Consider the following 24,873-nt stretch of genomic DNA (forward strand, 5'->3'; position numbering starts at 1 on the left):
AATGGCGATGGCGCCAGGGCTGGTGCTGCCGGAAAGAAGAGTGCGGCATTACCCAAGGGCGGTAAAAAAGAGGCCACAACGTTATCCGTTGCGGCCTCCATTAAGATCTTAACTGACAAGCATTACGTCATGATGACGGCATTTTTTTGCTTCAATAACGGCAGCTCGCCATAAATGGCGAGCTGACCCTTTTGCTGGGCAGGCAATCATTACCCCCACCCTTTACAGGCTGCGCATTGATGCGCACCGAAACCGAATGACGCTTAACGCTGCAATTCGTCCAGCGCAGGCGCGTCCAGATGCGACACATCACCTGCCGTCTCGACCACCCAACCTGCAGCCAGCCACGCGCTCTGTTGATGATCCACGCGTGAAATAGAGCAGTTGCGCAGGCGCAAACGGCGCTCAGCGTGCGCCGGCAATCCCAATAGCGTACTCACTAACACGCCTAACGCCATACCGTGACTGACAATCAACGGACGGCTGCCCGCTGGCAGTTCGAGCAACGCGTTCAGCGCTTCGTGCATGCGCGTCGCCATCTCCAGCATCGATTCACCGCCAGGGATGCGGCCGTCTTGGGTGCCATCCACCAGCGTTTTACGCCAGCTCTCCTCTTCCGGCGTTAAGCCATCAAGGGGGCGCTGTTCGAGACAGCCCATATTCAGCTCACGCAAACGTGCATCAACCGTGACCTTACAACCGCAGGCATCCGCGATGATCTCGGCGGTGCGGCGCGTGCGGCCTAAATCGCTCGCAATCACATGAGTGATGCCCTGCGATTTCATCCGTTCGCCCACTTGTTGGGCCTGTTGCTCACCTTTTTCCGTCAGCGGACTGTCGGATTGACCTTGAATGCGTCGGGCCGCATTCCATACCGTTTCGCCGTGACGAACAAGATAGACCTGTAGCATGCTTAATTTCCGTTATACTGCGACAAATTTGCCTTGAGGGTTCAAACAATTATGTACCACGTTGTCGCAGCCACCATCAACCCGGCAAAAATCCGCGCGATTGCTCAGGCGTTCAACGACGTCTTTGGTGAAGGATCCTGCCATATTGAAGGGGTCGAGGTCGAGAGCGGCGTTGCCGCACAGCCGTTAAGCGATGTCGAAACGCGAACTGGCGCACGTACCCGCGTGGCAAATGCGCGTTTGCAGCGTCCTGAATCTGACTACTGGGTCGCGATTGAGGCCGGTATCGAAGGCGATTGTGCCTTTGCATGGATGGTGATTGAAAACGCCCAGCAGCGCGGCGAATCGCGCTCCGCCAGCTTCACCTTGCCGCCGATTGTCATGGCGGGCTTAGCCGCCGGACACGAACTCGGTCACGAAATGGCGCGCTTAACTGGCGTTGATAATATCAAGCAGAAAGGCGGTGCTATCGGTGCGTTTACCAACGGTCTGTTGAGCCGCTCCAGCGTTTACCACCAGGCGCTGATACTGGCACTCTGCCCGTTCACCCATCCGCTGTATCAGCAGTAATTAATGGCGGCCTAAGCGCGCTTCCAGCCAGCGTTTCAGCTCGGGAGGCGCTTCTTTCAGACTGTTAGATCCACGCGTGATGGTGGCGATACCGACGCCCAGCTCATTCTTCAGCTCGCGCTGGCTCATGTCGCCGTTCATCAGCTCTTCGATAATGCGCAGGCGTGTGCCAAACGCTTCACGTTCATCGGGCGTCATCATCAGTTGCAACAACGGCAACGACACACCATCCGCGAAAGCGTTTTGCATTAAATCGATAAAACGCAGCCAGTTATCTTCAACAGGCTGAGCCGCATCCGGCTGGGAAGAAAGAGGTTGGCTCATGAAGGGCTTCCGTACTCATTAGCGAGTACGGAAGCATAGCACAGCTAGTAACGGCGATTCCACTCGCCATCGGCGAGAATCTTATCCGGCTTGCCCATGAAGTAACGGTAGTAGGCGTCATACGCCAGCACGTTTTTCACGTAGCCGCGTGTTTCTGAGAACGGAATGGTTTCGATAAACGCCACTGCATCCAGTTTGCCACCGCTGTTATTCAACCAGCTGCGTACCCTGCCCGGCCCGGCATTATAGGCCGCCGAGGAGAAGATGCGGTTCTGATCGAACTGCTGATAGACGTATTCCAGATACTGCGTACCAATCTGAATATTGGTCTGTGGGTCGAGCAACTGGCTGCTGTTCACATAGCCGGGGATGTTGTACATCTTCACGGTATGGCTGGCCGTGGCTGGCATCACCTGCATCAAACCACTGGCACCGACCGGCGAACGCGCTTTCGGATTCCACGCACTCTCCTGGCGGGAGATCGCCATGGCATAGCTCTGCGGAATACCTTTATCGCTGGTGTATTGCTGATACAGATTGCGCCATGCCAGCGGGAAGCGCTCTTTCAGGCTATCCCACATTTTCGCGGTGATAGTGGCCTGCACACTGAGATCCCACCAGTCCTGCTCGTTGGCGTAACGCGCCAGCATCTGTTGCTGCGAATGGGTCTTGCTGGAGATCAGATTGGCCCATTCGCTGCGCGCCAGGTTATCCAGCCCCCAGTACATCAGCTCACGTACGCGAGCCAGTTCTGGCCCCTGCACCACCGAGCTGTCTGCCGCCGGGGCCTGATCGATCTGCAACGGATACTCCACGCCGAGACGCTGCGCCGCCACCATCGGGTAGAAACCACGAGCCTGCATCAGCTTACGCAGAATCTCATCGGCTTCTTCTTTGCGCCCCTGAGAAATCAGCAGATCGGCTTGCCAGTATTGCCACTCATCTTTCTCTTTGGCTTCAACCGGTAAACGCGCGATCCAGGTGTTCAGTCCACGACGATCGTTCTGACTGAGCGCCAGACGCACGCGACGCTCCACCAGCGCGGTGGATTCACTGTTCATCACCACCGCATCACGCCAGCGCGCCTGCTCGGAGGTCAGATCGGCGCCCATCATGCGCCACACGACAGTTTCCTTCAGATCCTGCTCTTCCGCCGGGCTCATTTTTTGCGCCTGCACCAGTTGCGGGATCATCATGCGCGCATTATCCATGTCTTCACGCGCGACGCGGGCAAAGGCATAACTGGTGGCCATACGAGTGAAATCGGTCGGACCGAGGCTGCTGGCAAAAGTGGTGACGGTCTGCGGATTTTGCTGCAGCGCAATCAGCGCGCTGGAAGTGGTTTGATAATCCGCCGGCAGCATTTTGGCCAGATAATTCACCAGACTGTCGTTGCCGGCTTTCATCGCCAGGCGAATACGTTCGAGAATGGTAATCGGCGACATCTGTCCGGACGCTTGCCACACCGAGAACAGCTGATCGCAGTCATTCGGCAACGCGGAACCGCGCAGCCAGATCGATTTCGCGCCATCAAACGCCACCTGCTGCTGGCCGGTAGCCCACTTGGCGTAATACCAGTTACAGCGCGCCTGCACCGGTTTGGGCTCATCCGGGCTAAAGCTCAGCACGCCCTGCCAGTCCTGACGATGTGCCAACACGTTGACGAAGCGTGTCGAGAGTGAACGCGCCGGTGGCAGCGTTGGATATTGCTGAATGAAATTCTTCACCGCCAGCGGCGTCTCTTGATCGAGATCCTGCGCCAGCAAACGGTATTGCAGATACGGATAGAGCGGATAATCCTGCAGCGTTGGCATCAGCTGCGAGACCTGGTCCATTTGATTGTTATCCCAGGCTTGTTTGATTTGCGCATAGCGCTGTCTTTGTTGATCCAGCGAGTCGGCCCACACGCTGCTGGCCGTGCTGACCAGACAGATCCCTATCATCCAGTTACGCCACTTCTCCACTCTGCTCTCCTCTCTGCTGCGATCCAGCTCATGCCAGACTTAACTCATGCTAACCAGGCCAACGGTCTCTTGCCATGTTCTTCACAAAATTTACGCAGGCGCACCGTGATTGCACACTGTCTGCGCTGTGACTGTGCAAATTATCATCACAAAATCTTATGTCATATCAATTAGCTACAGCTATTCATTTACTTACAAAAATGGCACGCGCTTTGCTCTATTGAATTCCATCTTGTATACCAGTTGGAATTCACTCATGGCAGCAACCTTCGGATACACGCTTCAGGATTGGCAACACCGCTATCAGCAGGACCCACAGTGCATCAGCACCTTGTTGGCAGCACACCTCGACGCCATCGACCAGCAGGATAACGCCTGGCTGTATGTCGCTTCGCCCGCACAACTGCAGGCGCAAATTGAACCCTTGCTGGCCAGTTACTTGCGCAATCCCGCTGCATTGCCGCTGTTTGGCGTGCCGTTTGCGGTGAAAGACAATATCGATGTGGCAGGCTGGCCGACCAGTGCCGCCTGTCCGGCCTTAACCTATACGGCTGAATCTGATGCCTTTGTGGTCGCACAGCTTAAAGCGGCCGGTGCGGTGGTGATCGGCAAAACCAACCTCGACCAATACGCCACTGGGTTAGTCGGCACGCGTTCTCCGTTCGGTGCGGTAAGCAACACCTTTAACCCCGAGTATGTTAGCGGTGGTTCCAGCTCCGGTTCTGCTTCGGTGCTGGCGCGCGGCCTGGTGGGCTTCTCGCTGGGCACCGATACCGCCGGTTCCGGTCGCGTCCCGGCAGGTTTTAACAACATCGTCGGTCTGAAACCGACCAAAGGCTGGTTTTCGGCCAGCGGCGTAGTGCCTGCTTGCCGTTTGAATGACACCATCTCCGTCTTCGCTCTGACGGTGGAAGATGCCTTCACCGTTGCCACCGCCGCAGGCGGTTACGATGCGGGAGACGCCTACTCACGCAACAATCCGCACACCGCGCCTGCCAGCTTTAAGGCTCGACCTGATTTCGCCATTCCTGCCACGCCTGAATTCTTTGGTGATAAGCAGGCCGAAGCAGCCTGGTTACGTGCACTGGAGCAACTGCAAGCGGGCGGCGCGACGCTGCACCCTATCGACTTCACCGCATTCCACCAACTGGCGGAACAGCTTTATTACGGCCCGTGGGTTGCCGAGCGCACTGTCGCTGTCGGTGAGATGATCAATCGCCCGGAAGAGATGGACCCGGTGGTGTACGGTATTGTCAGCAGTGGCCTGAAATACACCGCCGTCGAGGCTTATCAGGCGGAATACCTGCGCGCTGAGCTGACGCGTCAAATCCAGCAAACCCTGGCGCAGTTTGATGCGCTCGTGGTGCCGACCTCGCCAACCATTCACACGCTGGAAGAGATGAAGCAGGAGCCGGTGCATTACAACTCGCAGTTTGGCACCTACACCAACTTCACTAACCTTGCTGACCTTAGCGCACTGGCGCTGCCTGGTCCGTTCCGCGCCGATGGCCTGCCTGCGGGCATCACGCTGATTGCGTCTGCCTGGCAGGATCGCGCGCTGGCAGGCTTCGGCATTCAGTGGCAACAGCAGATGGCGCTGACGTTAGGCGCGACCGGCAAAGCTCAGCCCGCTCAATACACCGCATTCCCGGTGTCTGCCGATCACGTACGCGTGGCAGTGGTCGGTGCGCACCTCACCGGCATGCCGCTCAATTTCCAGCTCACCACCCGCAATGCGGTGTGGGTGGAAGAGACACAAACCGCCAGTCACTACCGCCTGTTTGCCCTGCTCGATGGTCCGATCAAAAAACCCGGCCTGCTGCGCGGTGACAGCGGTGCCGCCATCACCGTGGAACTGTGGGATATCCCACTCGCGCGCTTTGGCGAATTCGTGGCGGAAATCCCGGCACCGCTCGGCATTGGATCTCTGACGCTGGCTGATGGTCGCGTGGTGAAAGGCTTTATCTGTGAACCGGCGGTGCTGTCGCAGGCGCTGGAAATTACCGAATTTGGCGGCTGGCGCAACTGGCTGGCCTCTCAGGGGAGTAAATAACCATGTTCAGCACCGTCCTGATCGCTAACCGTGGCGAAATCGCCTGCCGTGCGATTCGCACCCTGAAGCGCCTCGGCGTGAAAAGCGTCGCCGTTTACTCCGATGCCGACCGTAACGCGCGCCATGTCAAAGAAGCCGATGTGGCAATTGCCCTCGGCGGTGACAAAGCCAGCGACAGCTATTTGCGCATCGATAAAATTCTGGCTGCTGCTAAAGAGACCGCCGCAGAAGCCATCTGGCCGGGCTACGGCTTTCTCTCCGAAAGCCTGCCGTTTGCCGCCGCCTGTGAAGAGGCGGGGATTGCCTTTGTTGGTCCGACGGCGCAGCAGATTGGCGAGTTTGGCCTGAAGCACCGCGCGCGTGAACTGGCGGCTAGCGCAGGTGTGCCGATGACGCCTGGCACACCGCTGCTCAACTCGCTGGAAGAGGCGCTCAGCGCGGCAGAAAACATCGGTTATCCGGTGATGCTAAAAAGCACGGCGGGCGGCGGCGGTATTGGCTTAACCCGCTGTGACGACGCCGATGCGCTGCGCAATGCATGGGAGAGCGTACGTCGTCTCGGCGAACAGTTTTTCAGTGATGCAGGCGTGTTCCTGGAGCGCTTTATCGACCGCGCGCGCCACGTTGAAGTGCAGATTTTTGGTGACGGCAGCGGCAAAGTGATTGCCCTCGGTGAGCGTGACTGCTCATTACAGCGTCGCAACCAGAAAGTGGTGGAAGAGACCCCGGCACCGAACCTGCCGCAGGCGACGCGTGAGGCGCTGCTCTCATCGGCCGTGCGTCTGGGCGAGTTAGTGAGCTATCGCAGCGCCGGTACCGTGGAATACATCTACGACGCCGAACAGGACGCGTTCTACTTCCTCGAAGTGAACACCCGTTTACAGGTGGAGCATCCGGTGACGGAGTGTGTCACCGGGCTCGATCTGGTGGAGTGCATGCTGCAAGTCGCCGCCGGTGATGCCATCGACTGGGCGCGACTGCAGCAGGCCCCCAAAGGCGCATCGATTGAAGTGCGTATCTATGCTGAAGATCCACTGAAAAACTTCCAGCCAAGTCCCGGCACCCTGACCGGCGTCAGTTTCCCGGATGGCGTGCGCGTCGATGGCTGGATCGATACCGGCACCGAAGTCTCAGCATTTTACGATCCGATGATTGCCAAACTGATTGTTCACGCCGACACGCGTGAAGCGGCGCTGGCAAAAATGCAGCAGGCGCTGGATGCCACGCAGCTGCACGGCATCGCCACCAACCTCGATTATCTGCGCCAGATTGTGGCCACCGAAGCGTTCAGCAGCGGCAAAGTCTGGACGCGTTTCCTCGACAGCTTTACGCCGTCCGCCAGCGTGATTGAAGTGCTGCAACCCGGCACCTTCAGCAGCATTCAGGATTTCCCTGGCCGCCTCGGCTATTGGGATATTGGCGTGCCACCTTCAGGCCCGATGGATGACTTCGCTTTCCGCCTCGCAAACCGCATTGTCGGCAACCACGACAGCGCCGCCGGGCTGGAATTTACTTTGCAAGGCCCAACGCTGCGTTTCCACAGCGACGCAGTCATTGCCCTGACCGGCGCAGATTGCCCGGCAGAACTGGATGGCGCAAGCCTCGATTACTGGCAACCAATCAGTGTAAAAGCAGGCCAGACGCTGACGTTAGGCCGTGCGCAAAGCGGTTGCCGCACCTATTTAGCGGTGCGCAACGGCTTCGATGTGCCGGAATATCTGGGCAGCCGTTCTACCTTCTCACTCGGCCAGTTTGGCGGTCATGCCGGACGCACCCTGCGCATCGCCGATATGCTGCCGATCTCCCAGCCGCTGCTGGCCGCCTGCACCACGCCCGCGCCGATCAGTGAACCGCAAGCGCTCGATCACGCGCTGGTGCCGCACTATGGCAACGCATGGCGCATCGGCGTGCTGTACGGCCCGCACGGCGCGCCGGATTTCTTCACCCAGGCTGCCATCGACGAGTTCTTTGCCAGCGACTGGCAGGTGCACTACAACTCCAACCGTCTCGGCGTGCGCTTAGTGGGACCCAAACCGACCTGGACGCGTGCCAACGGCGGCGAAGCCGGGCTGCACCCTTCCAACGTACACGACTGCGAATACGCAATTGGCGCGGTGAACTTTACCGGTGACTTCCCGGTGATCCTGACCCATGACGGCCCGAGCCTCGGCGGCTTCGTCTGTCCGGTGACGATTGCCAAAGCGGAGCTGTGGAAAGTCGGTCAGGTAAAACCGGGCGACCGCATTCGCTTCCACCCGATCAGCGCTGATGAAGCGGTGGCGCTGGAGAAAGCCCAGGCGCACAGCGTGGAAACTCTGCGCAGCACTCATGCGCCAGCCTTTGAGGTTCCCTCACTGGCGGCCAGTAACATCGGCTCTGCGACCTTGCTGGCCGCACTGCCCGCCACAGACACCACGCCTGCTGCCGTGTATCGCCAGGCCGGAGATAAATACGTGCTGATTGAGTACGGCGATAACGTGCTGGATCTGGCGCTGCGTCTGCGTGTGCACCTGCTGATGAATGCGCTGCGTGAACGTGCAGTGCCCGGCGTCGAAGAGCTATCACCCGGCGTTCGCTCCCTGCAGGTGCGCTATGACAGCCTGATCCTCAGCCAGAAACAGCTGATGAATCTGCTGCTGGAACTGGAAGCCGGACTCGGTGATGTCAGCCAGCTGAAAGTGCCTTCGCGCATCGTCTGGATGCCAATGGCATTTGAAGACAGCGCCACGCTCGGTGCGGTTGAGCGTTATCAGGAAACCGTGCGCGCTACCGCACCATGGCTGCCGAACAACGTTGATTTTATTCAGCGCATTAATGGGCTGGAGAGTCGCGAAGCGGTGCGCGACACGATTTTCGATGCCAGCTATCTGATTCTCGGCCTGGGCGATGTCTACCTCGGCGCACCATGCGCGGTACCGATCGACCCACGCCATCGCCTGCTCAGTTCCAAATACAGCCCGGCACGTACCTTTACCGCCGAAGGCACGGTCGGTATTGGCGGCATGTACATGTGCATCTACGGCATGGATTCACCCGGTGGCTATCAGCTGGTGGGCCGAACGCTGCCAATCTGGAACAAATTCCTCAAGAACGACCAGTTCGCAGCGGATGAGCCATGGCTGCTGCACTTCTTCGATCAGGTGCGCCTCTATCCGGTGACCGAAGATGAACTCACGCAACTGCGCGATGACTTCCGCGAAGGCCGCGCCACGGTACGTATCGAAGAGACGCTGTTTGATTTCGCTGCCCACCAGCAATTCCTCGCTGAACACGCCGGCTCGATTGCTGAATTCCGTCAGCGCCAGTCAGCTGCCTTCGAACAGGAAGTGACGCTGTGGGCACAGGAAGAGCAGAACGCGCCGCTGACCAGTGAAGAGACGCTGATCGCCCCGGAAGCCGACGAAGATGCGCTAGCGGTCTGTGCCGATATGAACGGCAACATCTGGAAAGTGCTGGTGCAGCCAGGTGACGCGGTGGAAGCCGGTCAGACGCTGATCATCGTCGAAGCCATGAAAATGGAACTGGCGATTGTCGCGCCGCAGGCCGGCACGGTGAAACGCATTGCCTGTCAGGCAGGACGTCCGGTGAGTCCGGGCGACACTCTGCTGTGGCTGGAATAAGGAGCTCGTATGCATCAAAGCCCACGCAGCAAAGGCCGCCCGGAAGCGCTGGCGGAGAAGGTTTATCAGGCATTGAAACAGGACATTTTTGAGTTTCGTTTAATGCCCGGTGACCGCTTTAGCGAAAACGAAATCGCCGATCGGCTCGACGTGAGCCGCACGCCGGTGCGTCAGGCGCTGTTTTGGCTGGAGCGCGAGGGCTATGTCGAAGTGTGGTTCCGCAGCGGCTGGCAGGTGAAGCCGTTCGACTTCGAATACTTCGAAGAGCTGTACGACTTCCGCACCGTGCTGGAGCGCGAAGCAGTGCGCCGCCTGTGCGCGCTGCCGCCGCTGGCCTGTGCGGAAATCCTGAACGAACTGACAGGTTTCTGGATCGATGCGCCACGCATGGAGGATGGCAAAGCGGTATCGGCGCACGACGAAGCCTTTCATATGGCGCTGGTAGCCGCCGCGGGCAATCAGGAGATGGCACGCATCCACGCCGAACTGACCGAAAAGATCCGCATCATCCGTCGTCTCGACTTTACCCGTGACGACCGGGTAGATGCGACATACCGCGAACACGCTCAGATTTTACGGGCGATTTTCCAGCAACAAACCGAGGAGGCACAACGCATTTTAACCGACCACATCGCCGTCAGTAAGGCAGAGGTCAGAAAGATCACATTGCATATGTTACAGCAGGCCCGGCTTCAACCCATTGAATAAAAACACTAACACATTTAGAGGGTTAACGATGAAAAGACGTTCTTTGCTAAAAGCTTTTGCGCTCTCCGCCACCGTGGCCAGTTTGGGCTTTACCTTTGGTGCCCAGGCCGCTGATACCATCAAAGTCGGCATCATGTCGTCGCTTTCCGGCACCATGGCAATCTCCGAGACGCCGCTGAAAGACGTGGCCCTGATGACCATTGATGAAATCAACGCCAAAGGCGGCGTGCTGGGCAAAAAGCTGGAACCGGTGGTGGTCGATCCGGCGTCTAACTGGCCGCTGTTCGCGGAGAAAGCGCGCCAGCTGTTGACGCAAGACAAAGTTGCGGCGGTGTTCGGCTGCTGGACCTCGGTCTCACGTAAGTCAGTGCTGCCGGTGTTTGAAGAGCTGAACGGCCTGCTGTTCTATCCGGTGCAGTACGAAGGCGAAGAGATGTCGCCAAACGTGTTCTACACCGGTGCGGCACCCAACCAGCAGGCGATTCCGGCGGTGGAATACCTGATGAGCGAAGACGGCGGCAGCGCCAAACGCTTCTTCCTGCTGGGTACCGATTACGTCTACCCGCGTACCACTAACAAGATTCTGCGCGCCTTCCTGCACACCAAAGGCATCCAGGATAAAGACATCGAAGAGGTCTATACGCCGTTTGGCTACAGCGACTATCAAACCATCGTGTCTAACATCAAGAAGTTCTCTGCCGGTGGCAAAACGGCCGTGATCTCCACCATCAACGGTGACTCCAACGTGCCGTTCTACAAAGAGCTGGCTAACCAGGGCATCAAAGCCACGGATATTCCGGTGATCGCCTTCTCGGTCGGCGAGGAAGAACTGCGCGGGATTGATACCAAACCGCTGGTCGGTCAGTTAGCCGCGTGGAACTACTTCGAATCGGTGGATAACCCAACTAACGCGAAATTCGTGGCGGATTACCGTGCTTATGCCAAAGCGCACAACCTGCCGAACGCAGGCACCGTGGTCACCAATGACCCGATGGAAGCGACTTATGTCGGCATCCATATGTGGGCGCAGGCGGTAGAAAAAGCGGGTACCACCGATGTGGACAAAGTGCGTGCGGCGATGGCCGGACAGACCTTTAAAGCGCCGGACGGCTTCACGCTGACCATGGATAAAACCAACCACCATCTGCACAAGCCCGTGATGATCGGCGAAGTGGAAGAGAACGGTCAGTTCAACGTGGTGTGGCAGACCGATAAGCCAATCCGCGCTCAGCCCTGGAGCCCGTACATCGCCGGTAATGATAAGAAGCCGGATTATCCGGTGAAATCGACGAAGTAATACGCAAAATGCGCGCTGATGCCCGATCCGGCTCTGTAATGGAGCCAGGGTAAAGGCATCAGCCGCCTGCGGATCTTCTCTGGCAAAGTATGGGAGAGGATGCCGAATGTGATTAACAGCGTTCTTTGCTGGATCGGTCCCCTCTCTCGCTTACGGGAGAGGGTTAGGGTGAGGTCATCAACCGCCCCCAAGCCCAACGACATACAGGATCATCATCATGACAATCCGCCGTTATCTTTGCTGTCTGCTGCTGCTCCTGCCGTGGCTCGCCCAGGCGGGCGATGGCGCGGATTTCGCCGCCGCCAGCCGCACTGAACAGGCCAACCTGCTGCAACAATGGGCGGCCACCCCGCAGGCCAGCCGCTTGCCGCTGCTGCAGGCGCTGCGTAACGAAAGCATGGTCATCGACCAAAATAAACAGCCGTTCAGCAAGCAGGATGACAAACTCATCCCGCTGGATCGCGCACAACAGCCGACGGGTGAGACCAAAAAGCTGTTTATGAACAACCGGCTACGCGTGTTAATCGCCAGCGCCCTCGCCGCCCACCAGCTGGTGAGCGAGGATCCCGCGATTCGCCTGCGTGCCGCCCAACAGTTGCAAAACGACGGTGCCGCCGATCAGTTGCCGCTGATCGAACAGCGTCTCGCCGTGGAAAAAGACACTCAGGTTCACGCCGTGCTCGTCATGGCCGCCGACAATCTGCAACTTGCCAGCCCGGATGCCCGCGTGCGCCTCAAAGCCGTCACGCTGCTCGGTGAGTCCAGCGACCCGAATATGCAGGCCAGCCTCAATCGCTTAACGCAGGCCAGCAACGAACCCGATGCGCAGGTGCGCGCCGCGGCCACGGAGAGCCTGCAACAAATCAAACATCGCCTGATGTGGGGCGATCTCTTTGGTCAGGCGTTTACCGGCCTGTCACTCGGCTCGATCCTGCTGCTGGCCGCGCTGGGTCTGGCGATCACTTACGGCCTGCTGGGCGTGATCAACATGGCGCACGGTGAGATGCTGATGCTCGGTGCGTACGCCACCTGGTTTGTACAAAACTTGTTCCAGCAGTTCGCACCGCAGTGGCTGGCGTGGTATCCGCTGCTGGCGCTGCCTGTGGCATTCCTAATCACTGCGAGCATTGGCATGCTGCTGGAGCGCACCATCATTCGTCATTTATACGGCCGCCCGCTGGAAACCCTGCTCGCCACCTGGGGCATCAGTCTGATGCTGATCCAACTGGTGCGTGTGCTGTTTGGCGCACAAAACCTGGAAGTGGCTAACCCAGGCTGGCTGTCTGGCGGCTGGCAAGTGTTGCCTAACCTGGTGCTGCCGTACAACCGTATTGCGGTGATCCTGTTTGTGTTTGCGGTACTCGGCCTGACCTGGCTGCTGCTCAATAAAACGCGTCTGGGCCTGAGCGTGCGCGCCGTGACGCAAAATCGCGCGATGGCCGATTGCTGCGGCGTGCCAACCGGGCGCATCGATATGCTGGCGTTTGGTCTGGGCTCTGGCATTGCCGGACTGGGCGGCGTGGCGCTGTCGCAGCTCGGCAACGTCGGCCCGGAACTCGGCCAGGGTTACATCATAGACTCTTTCCTGGTGGTGGTGCTGGGCGGCGTGGGGCAGCTGGCGGGCACCGTGGTAGCGGCCTTCGGCCTTGGCATCCTTAACAAAGTGCTGGAACCGCAGATTGGTGCGGTGCTGGGTAAAATCCTCATCCTCGTGCTGATCGTACTGTTCATTCAGAAACGTCCACAGGGCCTGTTTGCCTTCAAAGGGAGGGTAATAGACTGATGAGCCAACCCCTGACGTTAACGCTGACGCGCAAAGCGCCGCGCCTCAGTATCAGCCTCTGCATCGTGATCTCCTTGCTGCTGCTGGTGCTGCCGTTCTGCGCCCTATTACCCGCCACGCATCCGCTGGCGATCTCCACTTACACGCTGACCTTGATCGGCAAAATCCTCTGCTACGCCATCGTCGCGGTAGCGCTGGATCTGGTATGGGGCTATGCCGGATTGCTGTCTCTTGGACACGGTCTGTTCTTCGCATTAGGCGGCTATGCGATGGGCATGTACCTGATGCGCCAGGCATCGGGCGAGGGCTTACCGGCCTTTATGTCGTTTCTGTCGTGGAGTGAGCTGCCGTGGTTCTGGGCCGGCACGCAACATTTTGCCTGGGCGCTGTGTCTGATCATGCTGGTGCCGGGTTTGCTGGCGCTAGTGTTCGGTTACTTCGCCTTCCGCTCAAAAATCAAAGGCGTTTACGTCTCGATCATGACGCAGGCGCTGACCTATGCCGGCATGCTGCTGTTCTTCCGTAATGAAACTGGCTTTGGCGGTAACAACGGTTTTACCGGCTTCACCACCCTGCTCGGCTTTAACGTTACCGCCACCGGCACGCGCATTGGATTGTTCGTCGCCACCGTGCTGCTGTTGTTAATCAGCCTTGGCATTGGCTTCGCACTGGCGCGCAGTAAGTTTGGGCGGGTGTTGACGGCGGTACGCGATGCCGAAAACCGCCTGATGTTCGTCGGTTACGACCCTAAAGGCTTCAAGCTGTTTGTCTGGACGCTGTCGGCGGTGTTGTGTGGTCTTGCGGGCGCGCTGTATGTGCCGCAGGTCGGCATTATCAATCCCAGTGAAATGTCGCCGACCAACTCGATTGAGGCGGCTATCTGGGTGGCACTCGGCGGGCGCGGCACCTTAATTGGCCCGCTGTTAGGGGCCGCGATTGTGAACGGGGCCAAAAGCTGGTTCACCGTCGCCTTCCCGGAATATTGGCTGTTCTTCCTCGGCCTGATGTTTATCCTCGTCACGCTGTTCCTGCCGCGTGGTGTGATTGGCCTGCTGCGCCGGAGGCGTGATGACTGAACAACTGTTTACCCAACCCCATCCCGCCGATCGCCATCGCGATCAGAGCGATCCGGTGCTGCAACTGGAGAAGATCAACGTCTCATTTGATGGCTTCCGCGCGCTCACCGATCTGTCGCTGAAGATCGGCGTCGGTGAACTGCGCTGTGTGATCGGCCCCAACGGCGCGGGCAAAACCACGCTGATGGACGTGATCACCGGCAAAACGCGTCCCGATAACGGGCAGGTGATCTATGACCAGGACACCGATCTCACCCGCATGTCGTCGGTGGAGATCGCCCGGGCCGGCATTGGCCGCAAGTTCCAGAAACCCACGGTTTTTGAAGCGCTCACCGTATTCGAAAATCTGGAAATCGCGCTTAAAAACGATAAGTCGGTGTGGGCTAGTTTGCGTGCACGACTCAACGGCGAACAGCAGGATCGCATCGATGAGGTGCTAAAACTGCTGCGGCTGAGCGGTGAGCGCCAGCGCAAAGCGGGCTTGTTGTCGCACGGTCAGAAGCAGTTTCTCGAAATCGGCATGTTGTTAGTGCAGGACCCGCATCTGCTACTGCTCGACGAACCCGCGGCGGGTATGACCGACGCGGAAACCGAGTACACCGCCGAGCTGTTCCGCAGTCTGGCAGGCAAGCACTCGCTGATGGTGGTCGAGCACGACATGGGCTTTGTCGAAACCATCGCCGATCACGTCACGGTGCTGCATCAGGGCCAGGTGCTGGCTGAGGGATCGTTACGCGAAGTGCAGGCGAACGATCGCGTCATCGACGTATATCTGGGGCGCTAACATGTTGCAGGTTTCTGAACTGAATCAATATTACGGCGGCAGCCATATTTTGCGCGGCCTCTCTTTTGAAACCAAACCGGGCGAAATTACCTGCCTGCTGGGGCGCAACGGCGTGGGTAAAACCACACTGCTGAAATGTCTGATGGGGCTGATTCCGGCGAAATCCGGTGAGATTCGCTGGCAGGATAAGGTGATCAACAGCCGTAAGCCGCATCAGCGTGTGCAAGCGGGTATTGCTTATGTGCCGCAGGGCCGCGAAATTTTCCCGCGCCTGACGGTGGAGGAGAATCTGCTGATGGGGCTGGCACGCTTCTCGGGATCGCAGTCCAAATCCGTGCCCGAGGAGATTTACCAGCTGTTCCCGGTGCTGCGCGAAATGAAGGCCCGACGCGGCGGCGATCTGTCCGGTGGGCAACAGCAGCAGTTGGCGATCGGTCGTGCACTGGCTTGCAAGCCACAGCTGTTGATCCTTGATGAGCCGACCGAAGGGATCCAGCCCTCGGTGATCAAGGAGATCGGCGCGGTGATCCGCCAGTTAGCCCAGCGCGGCGATATGGCGATCTTACTGGTGGAGCAGTTTTACGATTTCGCCGCCGAGCTGGCCGATCAGTATCTGGTGATGTCGCGTGGAGAGATCGTACAACGCGGCGCGGGATCCAATATGGAAGCAGAAGGCGTGCGCGGATTAGTGGCGATTTAACTTTTAACTGTAGAGTGCACGAAAGGGCGCCATTGATGGCGCCCTACGACTCAATACCTATCGGTGTAACGGCGTAGTTTGTTGCGCGACGTTACTGAGCCGGCTTCGACTCCAACTGGAATACGCTGATATTCTCCACCAGCGAACCAACCTGCTGATTCAGCGCGCGTGCCGACTGAGCGGACTGCTGCGACAGCGTGGCATTCTGCTGGGTGGCGGCATCCATATGCGTCACCGCCAGGTTCACCTGCTCAATACCCACGCTCTGCTCCGCGCTAGCGGATGAGATGTTCTCCATCAGCTCGCACAGCTGCTTCACGCTCTCGACAATCTCCTGCATCGACGATCCCGCGCCTTTCACCAGCGTGTTGCCCTGCGCAATCAAACTCACTGAACGATCGGTCAGCCCACGAATATCACGCGCTGCGGAAGCGGAGCGCTGTGCCAGCGCACGCACTTCCGACGCTACCACCGCAAAGCCACGCCCATCATTTCCAGCGCGTGCCGCTTCGACTGCGGCATTGAGTGCCAGAATATTGGTCTGGAACGCGATGCCATCTATCACCGTCACGATCTCGTTGATCTCACGCGAGAACTGGTGGATCTCGCCCATTGCCACCACCACTTTTTCCACCACCTCGCCGCCCTCGCCGGCGCGCTGGCGGGTATCACGCGCGATATCGCTGGCATGGCGTGCGTTCTCGGCATTGTTTTTCACCACGGAAGTCAGCTGCTCCATTGAAGCGGCGGTCTCTTCCAACGCACTGGCCTGCGCTTCGTTGCGCGCCGACAACTCGCGGCTGCCGTGTGCGACCTGATCGGTGGTATCGGCTATTGCCTCAGTCCCCGAACGCACGCCGGTCACAATACGCGTCAGGTTATGGTTCATATCACGCAGCGCCGCCATCAGCTGTGCGGTTTCATCACGTCCTGAGACCGCAATCCGGGCTCGCAGATCACCTGCCGCCACGGTCTTCGCGACGTTAATTGCCTGCTTCAGCGGACGCGTGATGCTCTGCACCAGCCAGGCCGTAATGCACACACCAACCAGCAAGATACAGCCCATCGCGATCAGCAGCAGCATGCGCGTTTTCTGGTAATGGGCGAGGTTGTTGGCCTCTATCTCCTGATGCATCTGCTGCGCGCGTTTCAGCGTGGCAGCCACCAGATCGTCGATTTGCTGTGTCGGTGCGCGGTCGATACCGGTGACCAGATGGTCAACGCGTGCCGCACTGTTAATATCGCTGATACTGTAGTTTTCCAGCGCCGCCAGATATTTGCTCTCCAGCCCGGCATGCACCGCGCGCGCCTGTTCCACGGGAGCGTCAGGTAACCCCAGCGACGTCTGAATCTGGCTCAGCTTACTCAGCAGCGCCTGCGTTTGCTGGCTCTCTTTCAAAAACGCCTTTTTGTACTTATCGAAGGTCTCCTGCCCTTGGGTGCCGCGCAACAGGGTATTTTTCCACTCCTGCACCTGTATCTTGAACTGCACCTGCGCACTGCGCGCGGTGTCGATGCTGTCGGCAATCAGGACTTCACGTGCCATCACGTCCTGATTGTTTTCCAGCGCCTGCATATTGACTTGCAGTCCGTGCAGTCCCATCAACAATGTGGCGAGCAACAGCAGCGTGGCGAGAAAACCCAGCCGCTGGCCAATTTTAAACTGATTGAGCTTCATAAATCTGAACCCTGGTAAAGAGAGAGGAGAACCAATGTGACGAATGTCGCAGGGGTTATCGTCATACAGGGCAGTTGGCTTTATAGGATTGGCAAGGATATTGCGTGACAGTTTCGTGAATAGCGAAGCGGTAAAAATTGAGGCGGCACAAGGGCCGCCTGCGATTAGAGAATGCCGGTCTCCACACTGAAATGGCGTTGCTCGCCCGATGCCAACTCAATCAAGGTTCCAGCACGCTGTGCCGCCTTAAATCCTTCAGGCCGACAAGTTGAGGGCAGCACGTAAGCCGCGACCTGCTGATCGTGATTGTGCAGCAGCCAGCGTGTGGCGTGGGGGAACTGTCGGCTATCGAAGCGCGTCATCAAGGCATAACCTTCCGGGGCATGCAGTTCGAACTGCACCTCGTTGCCGTATTGCGGCAGATTATCGGCAAAAAACACGATTTCCGGATCGCACATCTCCGGTTGATCTAGCTGCTGCAATGCCTGGGGATCGCGCGCCAGCCGATCAGTGTACGCGGTCCACTGGGGCGTTGGTTTCACATGTGCCGGGATCGAGGTGCGTAACTTGAACGCATCCTGCGGGATCGACTGCTTAAAGCGGCCATTGGCCAGCCAGGCGCTGTTCAGATGGCACATGTACTGCAGCGGCATCGGCGCGCCCGCCAGATTGGTGACGTTCATCTCAATCTGCAAGCGCGGCGCGTTAGCGTGCAACCGCACCGCTGGAGAAGCCAGATAGTGATGACCAAAACCTTTCACATATTCGGTTTCCCCTTCCAGAGAAACGCGATCTTGCTCCAGCACGATCCACGCGCTGTCCATACGTGCGCAGGCCATTTCACCGTGCAGCGGATGTTCGTCATCGGGCGCAGGACAGCCGTTCGCCAGCAATCCAGAGTGGAAGGCAAAACAGCCGTAAGTATCGATAATCGAACTGCCTGGCAGCGGCTGCTTAAAGCTGTGCCCCATGGTGAGGGAATGGCCATCGAAGGTCGCATCCCACACCATTTGACCGTAAAACGGCAGCACAATTACCTTGCCGCGCTGGTTGCTGATACGCACCGCTTCGACACCCGCCGGATAGCGAAACAACTCGACGTGGAAATAGTCATTGTGCAACAGCGTACTTGGGGTTTCATGGAACTGCTCACGACGCAGCGGCAAACGGGTTTTCATGGCATCTCCTCAACCAGACGACCTGCCTGCATCGCCTGATTTTTATGGCGCAGTTCGCCCCAGAAATAGAAACCCACCCACGCAAAGCACAACAGCGACACGCCAAACGCCAGTTGCATCGATCCGAGATGATCAGAGGCGAATCCCTGTATAGCCGGGATAAACGCCGCACCCACAATCGACATCACAATAAACGCGCCTGCCACTTCGGTGTACTTGTTATCCACTGTGGCTAACGTGCCTGCATAGATAGTGGCCCAGCAGGGCCCAAACAGCACGCTGACAAACACTGCTGCGTACACGGCGGTAAAGTTTGGCACAAACATCACCCACGCGAGGGTGATCACGCCCAGAATCGAGTAGGCAATCAGCACTTTTTCCGCACGGAAGCGCGTCATCAGGAAGTTGGCGACAAACTTGCCGATAAAGAAGCAGATAAAGCTGTAAATCATAAAGTTAGACGCGTGACGTTCGTTCGTTGCCCCCAGCGTCAATGCCAGACGGATGGTGAAGGACCACACCGCCACCTGCATCCCGACATAGAGGAATTGCGCTACGATGCCACGTTTGAAGTGACGATTACCCGCCAGATAGCGGAAGGTTTCACCCAGCGAGGGCAATGACTTCTCACTGGATTCCGGCTTGCAACGTGGATAGCGGGTGAACAGAAACAGCAACATCACCACCACTAACACCATCACCAGATATTTGTAGGGTTCCAGCGTGTGCTCCAGCATGCTAAGACGGAAAGCGTGGGCCTGCCCGGCGTTCATGCCCGCCATCTGCGCATGCAGGCTTTCCCCATCCTGAAACACCAGATATTTACCCAGCACGATGCCCATCAGCGCACCAATCGGATAGAACGTCTGGCTGATGTTAAGACGGAGCGTGGCGTGATCGCGGTGACCAATCATCGAGCTATAGGTGTTGGCGGCCGTTTCGAGGAAGCTGAGGCCAATGGCGATGGCGAAGATCGCCGCGAGGAACATGGTGTAAGTCGCCATATGTGACGCCGGATAGAACAGCACGCAACCGACGATATACAGCACCAATCCCATCAATATCGCCAGCTTGTAAGTGGCTTTGCGGATCACCAGCGAGGCGGGAATCGCGATCAGGAAGTAGCCACCGTAAAAGGCACTCTGCACCAGCGCACTGGCAAAATCGCTCAGCGCAAATACGCTTTTGAATTGCGTAATCAGGATATCGTTTAAGCTCGCGGCACAACCCCACAATGGGAACAGGCACGAGAGCAAAATGAACTGAAACAGTGGCGTCTTATTCAGATAGCCGTCAGATTGCTGAACAATGTTCTGTTGCATGACTCGACCTCAGTTTAGGTTGAGAAAACGCTGGAAGGTTTCCGCGTCCGGGTAGGAACGTTGCGTGCCGCGTCCAGTGACGCTGCAGGCGGCATAGGCCGAGGCTTGCGCCATCGCCGTGGGAATATCGCCGGTCTTCACCAGCGTGTGCGCAAAGCAGCCGATAAAGGCATCACCGGCACCGCTGGTGTCCACCGCCTTCACTGACGTTGGCGCGACCTGATGCAGCGTGTCGCCCGCCATCCACAGTGAACCGCGCGCACCCAAGGTGATAATCAGGTTTTTGAGGCCGCGCTTGAGCAGCGTCTGGCCTGCACGGATCACTTCATCATCGGTTCCGACCGGCATGCCGGTGAGGATCTCCAGTTCGGTTTCGTTAGGCATAAAAAAGTCGCACTTGCAGGCGTAATCGATATCGAGATTCGCCACCGCCGGCGCCGGATTGAGGATCACTTTGATGTCGTGCTGACGGGCAAAATCAATCGCGTAATAGACGGTTTCCAGCGGGATTTCGAGTTGCAGGATAATCAGTTGGCACGCTTTCAGCCCCTCGGCCGCCTCATCAATATCGGCCGGTTTGAGCTGCTGGTTGGCGCCTTTGATGATCAGAATGCGGTTCTGCGATTGATCATCAACAAAGATCGGCGCCACGCCGCTGGAAGTGCCCGGCGCGGTGGTGACAAATTGGGTATCGACGCCCTGTTGTTTCAGGTTCGCCACGGTGTTCGGCGCAAACAGATCGTCACCCACTTTGCTCACCATCATCACGCTGCCGCCCATTTTCGCCGCAGCCACCGCCTGATTTGCGCCTTTGCCACCACAGCCGATGGCGAAATCAGGTGCTTCCAGCGTTTCGCCCGCTTTCGGCATCTGATTGGTGTAGGTAATGAGGTCCACCATATTTGACCCAATAACCGCGATATCCATTGTTTACTCCCCGGTGAATTTTTAGCATTTAAATGTTATTTAAATCACACTAGCAGGTATACAAAGTGATCTGTGTGACAAAATTCACATCCTGAGCAGCGTATGAAAACGATTTTTTGGACAGAAAGGCCCGCGCTGATGTTATTATTTTAACAAAACAACATCAGCGCCGTTGACGCTTTCAGCGCGGTGTGGGAAGTTTGCGGGGCGATTTCATTACAGGTAAGATTGAAAAACTGCCGGCTAGATAAGTCGCAAATCATTAAAATATGAGAGATTTACCTTGGTTTGTCGGTGGCGCTTCTCTCGCGCCGACGGGTAAACTTTTCCCCCTCAGGATAGCCATAACACAGAGATGCTCATGGAAACCCGGCGCGAAGAACGTATTCATAAGCTGGCGCAAGCACTGAAGCGCACCGATAAGCTGCACCTGAAAGATGCGGCGCAACTGTTGGGCGTCTCAGAGATGACTATTCGTCGCGATCTGACTGAGCCAGCTTCGACGGTGGTCCTGCTCGGGGGCTACATTGTCAGCGATCCGAAAAGCCATGCCGGGCACTATTTCGTCTCCGACCAGCACGGGCAAAACGCCGCACGCAAACAGCGCCTGGCGCAGGCCGCAGCCAGTTTGATCAGCGAAAATGACACGGTGTTTTTCGACTGTGGCACCACCCTGCCTTATATCGTGGATGCAATTCCAGACACGCTGGCGTTCACCGCGATTTGCTGCGCCATGAACACCTTCCTCGCGCTGAAAGAGAAACCCGCCTGTAATGTGATATTGAGTGGTGGCGAGTTTCATGCCGATAACGCGCTGTTTACGCCGATTGGCGCGCACTCGATCCTCGACGATCTCTGCCCGACGCTGGCCTTTATCTCAGCCGCAGGGATCGATCCGGAACAGGGCGCAACCTGCTATAACATCAATGAGCTAGCGATGAAACATCACGCCATGCTGCGTTCGCGCACGCGCGTGTTAGTGGCGGACAGCAGCAAATTTGGCAAAGTGCTGCCCGCGCGCATTGGCGAGCTACGCCATTTTGATTTACTGGTGAGTGACAGCGCCCCGGAACCGGCGTTGAAGAGCTGGCTGGCGCAACAGAACATCCCGCTGCGCCTGCCTTAAAATTATGCCTTGCGATCGATCACCGCGTCGCCGTCGCGCAGACGGCGCAAGTTATCGCAGATCCCTTTGATAATTCCCTTCATTGAGACATCGGTGACGCCGCCAATGTGTGGCGTCGCGATCACGTTATAGCGGAACACCGGATCTTGTGGATCGGGTGGTTCCTGCCAGAACACATCCAGCCCGGCGCCAGCCAATTTTTTTGTCTCCAGCGCTGCCAGAAAGGCCTGTTTCTCGATCAGTCCACCGCGTCCCAGGTTGATCAGGAAGCTGTCTGGTTTCATCTGCGCCAGCGCATCGGCATTAATGATGTTATGCGTCGCCGCATTGTCAGGCAGACTGAGCACGACAAAATCGGCTTGCTGCAACAGTTCCGGCAGCTGCGCCATATTGCCGACCCAGTCGAGTTGATGTTGACGCGCAAAAGCTTCATCCGCTTCACGTTTTACCCCGATCATGCGCATACCAAACGGAGCAAGTCGCTTCGCCAAAGCTTTACCAATGCCGCCCAGCCCCACCAGCCCCACGGTTTTGCCCATCAGGCCTAAGCCAATGGGTTGACCCAGTCTCTGCTGCGCCAGGCAATCGGCGATCTCATGCTGGCGACGTGCCAGGCCAATCATCATCCAGATCCCCAATTCCGCCACCGAATCGGCATTACCGGAATGGTCGGAGGGAACATTCGCCACCATAATGCCGGCCTTTTTGGCCGCTTCAAGATCGACACCTTCCAGCCCGACACCCGCCTGCTGCACCAGCTTCAGGCGATCGGCCGTGGCGATCAGTCGGGCATCCACCCGGCACATACCAGGAATTAGCGCATCAAAACCGGCCAGACTCTCCGCCGCATGGCCCGCCGAGGCAATAAACTCCATATCCGGTAACGTCTGACGAATGGCCGGAATTAATCCGCCCCAGGCATGTTCATCTGCAGCAATCAGCACTTTCATCGAACCCCCTCCGTTTTCCAGGCAAAAAAGCAGCATAGCGACTGTTGAGTGAGAATCAATCAGTTATCCCCTGTTCAACCCCACTCCAGAAGATTCAACGCCATGCGGCTGTGATTGCCAGGTGAAAACGGCTAAACTTCAGCATCTGAGGTTCCACCATTCACAGACCAGAGGCTCATTACAACGTGGCTCAATTCGTCTATAGCATGCATCGCGTCGGCAAAGTGGTTCCGCCGAAGCGTCACATTCTGAAGAACATCTCTCTTAGCTTCTTCCCAGGCGCCAAAATCGGTGTACTCGGCCTGAACGGCGCGGGTAAATCCACCCTGCTGCGCATCATGGCCGGTATTGATACCGATATCGAAGGGGAAGCACGCCCACAACCGGGCATTAAAGTCGGCTATCTGCCGCAGGAACCCAAACTCAATCCAGAGCACACCGTGCGTGAATCTGTGGAAGAGGCGGTTTCTGAAGTGGTTGGTGCGCTGAAGCGTCTCGACGAAGTGTACGCACTGTACGCCGATCCTGATGCCGATTTCGATAAACTGGCTGCCGAACAAGGTCGTCTGGAAGAAGTGATTCAGGCGCACGATGGCCATAACCTCGACACCCAGCTGAACCGTGCTGCTGATGCGATGCGTCTGCCAGACTGGGATGCCAAAATTGGCAACCTGTCCGGTGGTGAGCGCCGCCGCGTCGCGCTGTGCCGCCTGCTGCTGGAAAAGCCAGACATGCTGCTGCTCGACGAACCGACCAACCACCTGGATGCAGAATCCGTGGCCTGGCTGGAACGTTTCCTGCACGACTTTGAAGGCACCGTGGTGGCGATCACGCACGACCGTTACTTCCTCGATAACGTTGCAGGCTGGATTCTGGAGCTGGACCGCGGTGAAGGTATTCCGTGGGAAGGTAACTACTCTTCCTGGCTGGAGCAGAAAGATCAGCGCCTGGCGCAGGAAGCTTCTTCTGAAGCGGCGCGTCGTAAGTCGATTGAAAAAGAGCTGGAGTGGGTACGTCAGGGCGCGAAAGGCCGTCAGTCTAAGGGCAAAGCCCGTCTGGCGCGTTTCGAAGAGCTGAACAACACCGAATACCAGAAACGTAACGAAACCAACGAATTGTTCATTCCACCAGGTGCGCGCCTCGGCGACAAAGTGCTGGAAGTGACCAACCTGAGCAAATCGTATGGCGACCGCGTACTGATCGACGATCTGACCTTCTCGGTGCCGAAAGGCGCGATTGTCGGCATCATCGGCCCGAACGGTGCCGGTAAATCGACCCTGTTCCGCATGATGTCCGGTCAGGAACAGCCCGATTCTGGCACCATCGAGCTGGGCGAAACCGTCAAGCTGGCGTCTGTGGACCAGTTCCGTGACGCGATGGACAATTCGAAAACCGTGTTTGAAGAAGTGTCAGGTGGTCAGGACATTATGCGCGTCGGCAACGTTGAGATGCCAAGCCGTGCCTATGTCGGCCGCTTCAACTTCAAAGGCACCGATCAGGGCAAACGCGTTGGCGAACTGTCCGGTGGTGAGCGTGGTCGTCTGCACCTCGCGAAACTGCTGCAGGTTGGCGGCAACCTGTTGCTGCTCGATGAACCGACCAACGACCTGGACATCGAAACCCTGCGCGCGCTGGAAAACGCCCTGCTGGAGTTCCCAGGCTGTGCCATGGTGATCTCGCATGACCGTTGGTTCCTCGACCGTATCGCCACCCACATCATCGATTATCAGGATGAAGGTAAGGTGGAGTTCTTCGAAGGTAACTTTACCGAGTACGAAGAGTACAAGAAACGCACCCTCGGCGCTGACGCGCTGGAGCCGAAGCGTATCAAGTACAAGCGTATGGCGAAGTAATTGTCATGATGTGAAAAAGGCGCCGATTGGCGCCTTTTTTATTGCTGGA

At 57.6% G+C, this 24,873-nt stretch carries 19 protein-coding genes; 11 read left to right on the forward strand and 8 right to left on the reverse strand.

The window, feature by feature from the left end:
- Positions 1–263: 263 nt before the first annotated feature.
- Positions 264–911 (reverse strand): 2,3-diphosphoglycerate-dependent phosphoglycerate mutase GpmB, encoded by a 648-nt coding sequence (gene gpmB / locus F3J37_RS22165; RefSeq protein ID WP_166935882.1) that lies wholly within the window; start codon positions 909–911, stop codon positions 264–266.
- A gap of 51 nt (positions 912–962) precedes the next feature.
- Between gpmB and yjjX the strand changes: the two genes are divergently transcribed.
- Positions 963–1,481 carry an inosine/xanthosine triphosphatase gene (yjjX, locus tag F3J37_RS22170; RefSeq protein ID WP_160833988.1) on the forward strand — a complete coding sequence of 173 codons (519 nt, stop codon included), beginning with the start codon at positions 963–965 and terminating at the stop codon, positions 1,479–1,481.
- On the opposite strand, the gene trpR is transcribed toward yjjX, so the two are convergent.
- Positions 1,482–1,805, reverse strand: a complete 324-nt coding sequence (gene trpR / locus F3J37_RS22175; RefSeq protein ID WP_038649187.1) for a trp operon repressor — start codon at positions 1,803–1,805, stop codon at positions 1,482–1,484.
- 44 nt (positions 1,806–1,849) lie between these two features.
- Positions 1,850–3,769 (reverse strand): murein transglycosylase, encoded by a 1,920-nt coding sequence (gene sltY, locus F3J37_RS22180; RefSeq protein ID WP_058959378.1) that lies wholly within the window; start codon positions 3,767–3,769, stop codon positions 1,850–1,852.
- Positions 3,770–4,025: 256 nt separating this feature from the next.
- Here sltY and atzF point away from each other — a divergent pair, with 256 nt between their 5' ends.
- From atzF to urtE, 8 genes are all read left to right on the forward strand, one after another.
- Entirely contained in the window at positions 4,026–5,822 is a 1,797-nt protein-coding gene (gene atzF / locus F3J37_RS22185; protein ID WP_166935884.1) for an allophanate hydrolase, read from the forward strand.
- A 2-nt stretch (positions 5,823–5,824) separates the two neighbouring features.
- Positions 5,825–9,442, forward strand: a complete 3,618-nt coding sequence (gene uca / locus F3J37_RS22190) for an urea carboxylase (protein WP_166935886.1) — start codon at positions 5,825–5,827, stop codon at positions 9,440–9,442.
- 9 nt (positions 9,443–9,451) lie between these two features.
- Positions 9,452–10,150: a GntR family transcriptional regulator gene (locus tag F3J37_RS22195; RefSeq protein ID WP_166935888.1), complete on the forward strand. Its 699-nt coding sequence runs from the start codon at positions 9,452–9,454 to the stop codon at positions 10,148–10,150.
- Positions 10,151–10,178: 28 nt separating this feature from the next.
- A complete protein-coding gene (gene urtA, locus F3J37_RS22200; RefSeq protein ID WP_034826208.1) occupies positions 10,179–11,447 on the forward strand; it encodes an urea ABC transporter substrate-binding protein in 1,269 nt (422 codons plus the stop codon).
- Between the two features lie 217 nt (positions 11,448–11,664).
- Positions 11,665–13,230: an urea ABC transporter permease subunit UrtB gene (gene urtB / locus F3J37_RS22205; protein WP_166935889.1), complete on the forward strand. Its 1,566-nt coding sequence runs from the start codon at positions 11,665–11,667 to the stop codon at positions 13,228–13,230.
- Positions 13,230–14,306, forward strand: coding sequence for an urea ABC transporter permease subunit UrtC (urtC, locus tag F3J37_RS22210; protein ID WP_166935891.1), 1,077 nt, complete (start codon positions 13,230–13,232; stop codon positions 14,304–14,306). The genes urtB and urtC overlap by 1 nt, the downstream gene beginning before the upstream one ends.
- Positions 14,299–15,090 (forward strand): urea ABC transporter ATP-binding protein UrtD, encoded by a 792-nt coding sequence (urtD, locus tag F3J37_RS22215; protein ID WP_034826215.1) that lies wholly within the window; start codon positions 14,299–14,301, stop codon positions 15,088–15,090. The genes urtC and urtD overlap by 8 nt, the downstream gene beginning before the upstream one ends.
- Before the next feature lies 1 nt (position 15,091).
- Positions 15,092–15,790, forward strand: a complete 699-nt coding sequence (urtE, locus tag F3J37_RS22220; protein ID WP_038649204.1) for an urea ABC transporter ATP-binding subunit UrtE — start codon at positions 15,092–15,094, stop codon at positions 15,788–15,790.
- 91 nt (positions 15,791–15,881) lie between these two features.
- Here urtE and F3J37_RS22225 read toward each other — a convergent pair whose 3' ends face one another.
- The 4 genes from F3J37_RS22225 to rbsK form a co-directional block, all read right to left on the reverse strand.
- The gene (locus F3J37_RS22225; protein ID WP_166935893.1) at positions 15,882–17,468 is read right to left on the reverse strand and encodes a methyl-accepting chemotaxis protein; all 1,587 of its coding nucleotides are present in this window, start codon (positions 17,466–17,468) and stop codon (positions 15,882–15,884) included.
- Between the two features lie 164 nt (positions 17,469–17,632).
- A complete protein-coding gene (locus F3J37_RS22230; protein WP_166935895.1) occupies positions 17,633–18,646 on the reverse strand; it encodes an aldose 1-epimerase family protein in 1,014 nt (337 codons plus the stop codon).
- Entirely contained in the window at positions 18,643–19,968 is a 1,326-nt protein-coding gene (gene fucP / locus F3J37_RS22235) for an L-fucose:H+ symporter permease (RefSeq protein ID WP_166935897.1), read from the reverse strand. The genes F3J37_RS22230 and fucP overlap by 4 nt, the downstream gene beginning before the upstream one ends.
- A 9-nt stretch (positions 19,969–19,977) precedes the next feature.
- Positions 19,978–20,895, reverse strand: coding sequence for a ribokinase (rbsK, locus tag F3J37_RS22240; protein ID WP_166935899.1), 918 nt, complete (start codon positions 20,893–20,895; stop codon positions 19,978–19,980).
- Positions 20,896–21,256: 361 nt separating this feature from the next.
- Here rbsK and deoR point away from each other — a divergent pair, with 361 nt between their 5' ends.
- Positions 21,257–22,021: a DNA-binding transcriptional repressor DeoR gene (gene deoR, locus F3J37_RS22245; RefSeq protein ID WP_097118406.1), complete on the forward strand. Its 765-nt coding sequence runs from the start codon at positions 21,257–21,259 to the stop codon at positions 22,019–22,021.
- A 2-nt stretch (positions 22,022–22,023) separates the two neighbouring features.
- Here the strand turns inward: deoR and F3J37_RS22250 are convergent, their stop codons facing one another.
- The gene (locus tag F3J37_RS22250; RefSeq protein WP_166935901.1) at positions 22,024–22,971 is read right to left on the reverse strand and encodes a 2-hydroxyacid dehydrogenase; all 948 of its coding nucleotides are present in this window, start codon (positions 22,969–22,971) and stop codon (positions 22,024–22,026) included.
- Positions 22,972–23,156: 185 nt separating this feature from the next.
- Between F3J37_RS22250 and ettA the strand changes: the two genes are divergently transcribed.
- The gene (gene ettA / locus F3J37_RS22255; RefSeq protein ID WP_072017012.1) at positions 23,157–24,824 is read left to right on the forward strand and encodes an energy-dependent translational throttle protein EttA; all 1,668 of its coding nucleotides are present in this window, start codon (positions 23,157–23,159) and stop codon (positions 24,822–24,824) included.
- Positions 24,825–24,873 lie beyond the last annotated feature (49 nt).

The organism is Candidatus Pantoea communis (assembly GCF_011752685.1).
In the GTDB taxonomy this organism is placed as follows: Bacteria; Pseudomonadota; Gammaproteobacteria; order Enterobacterales; family Enterobacteriaceae; genus Pantoea; species Pantoea communis.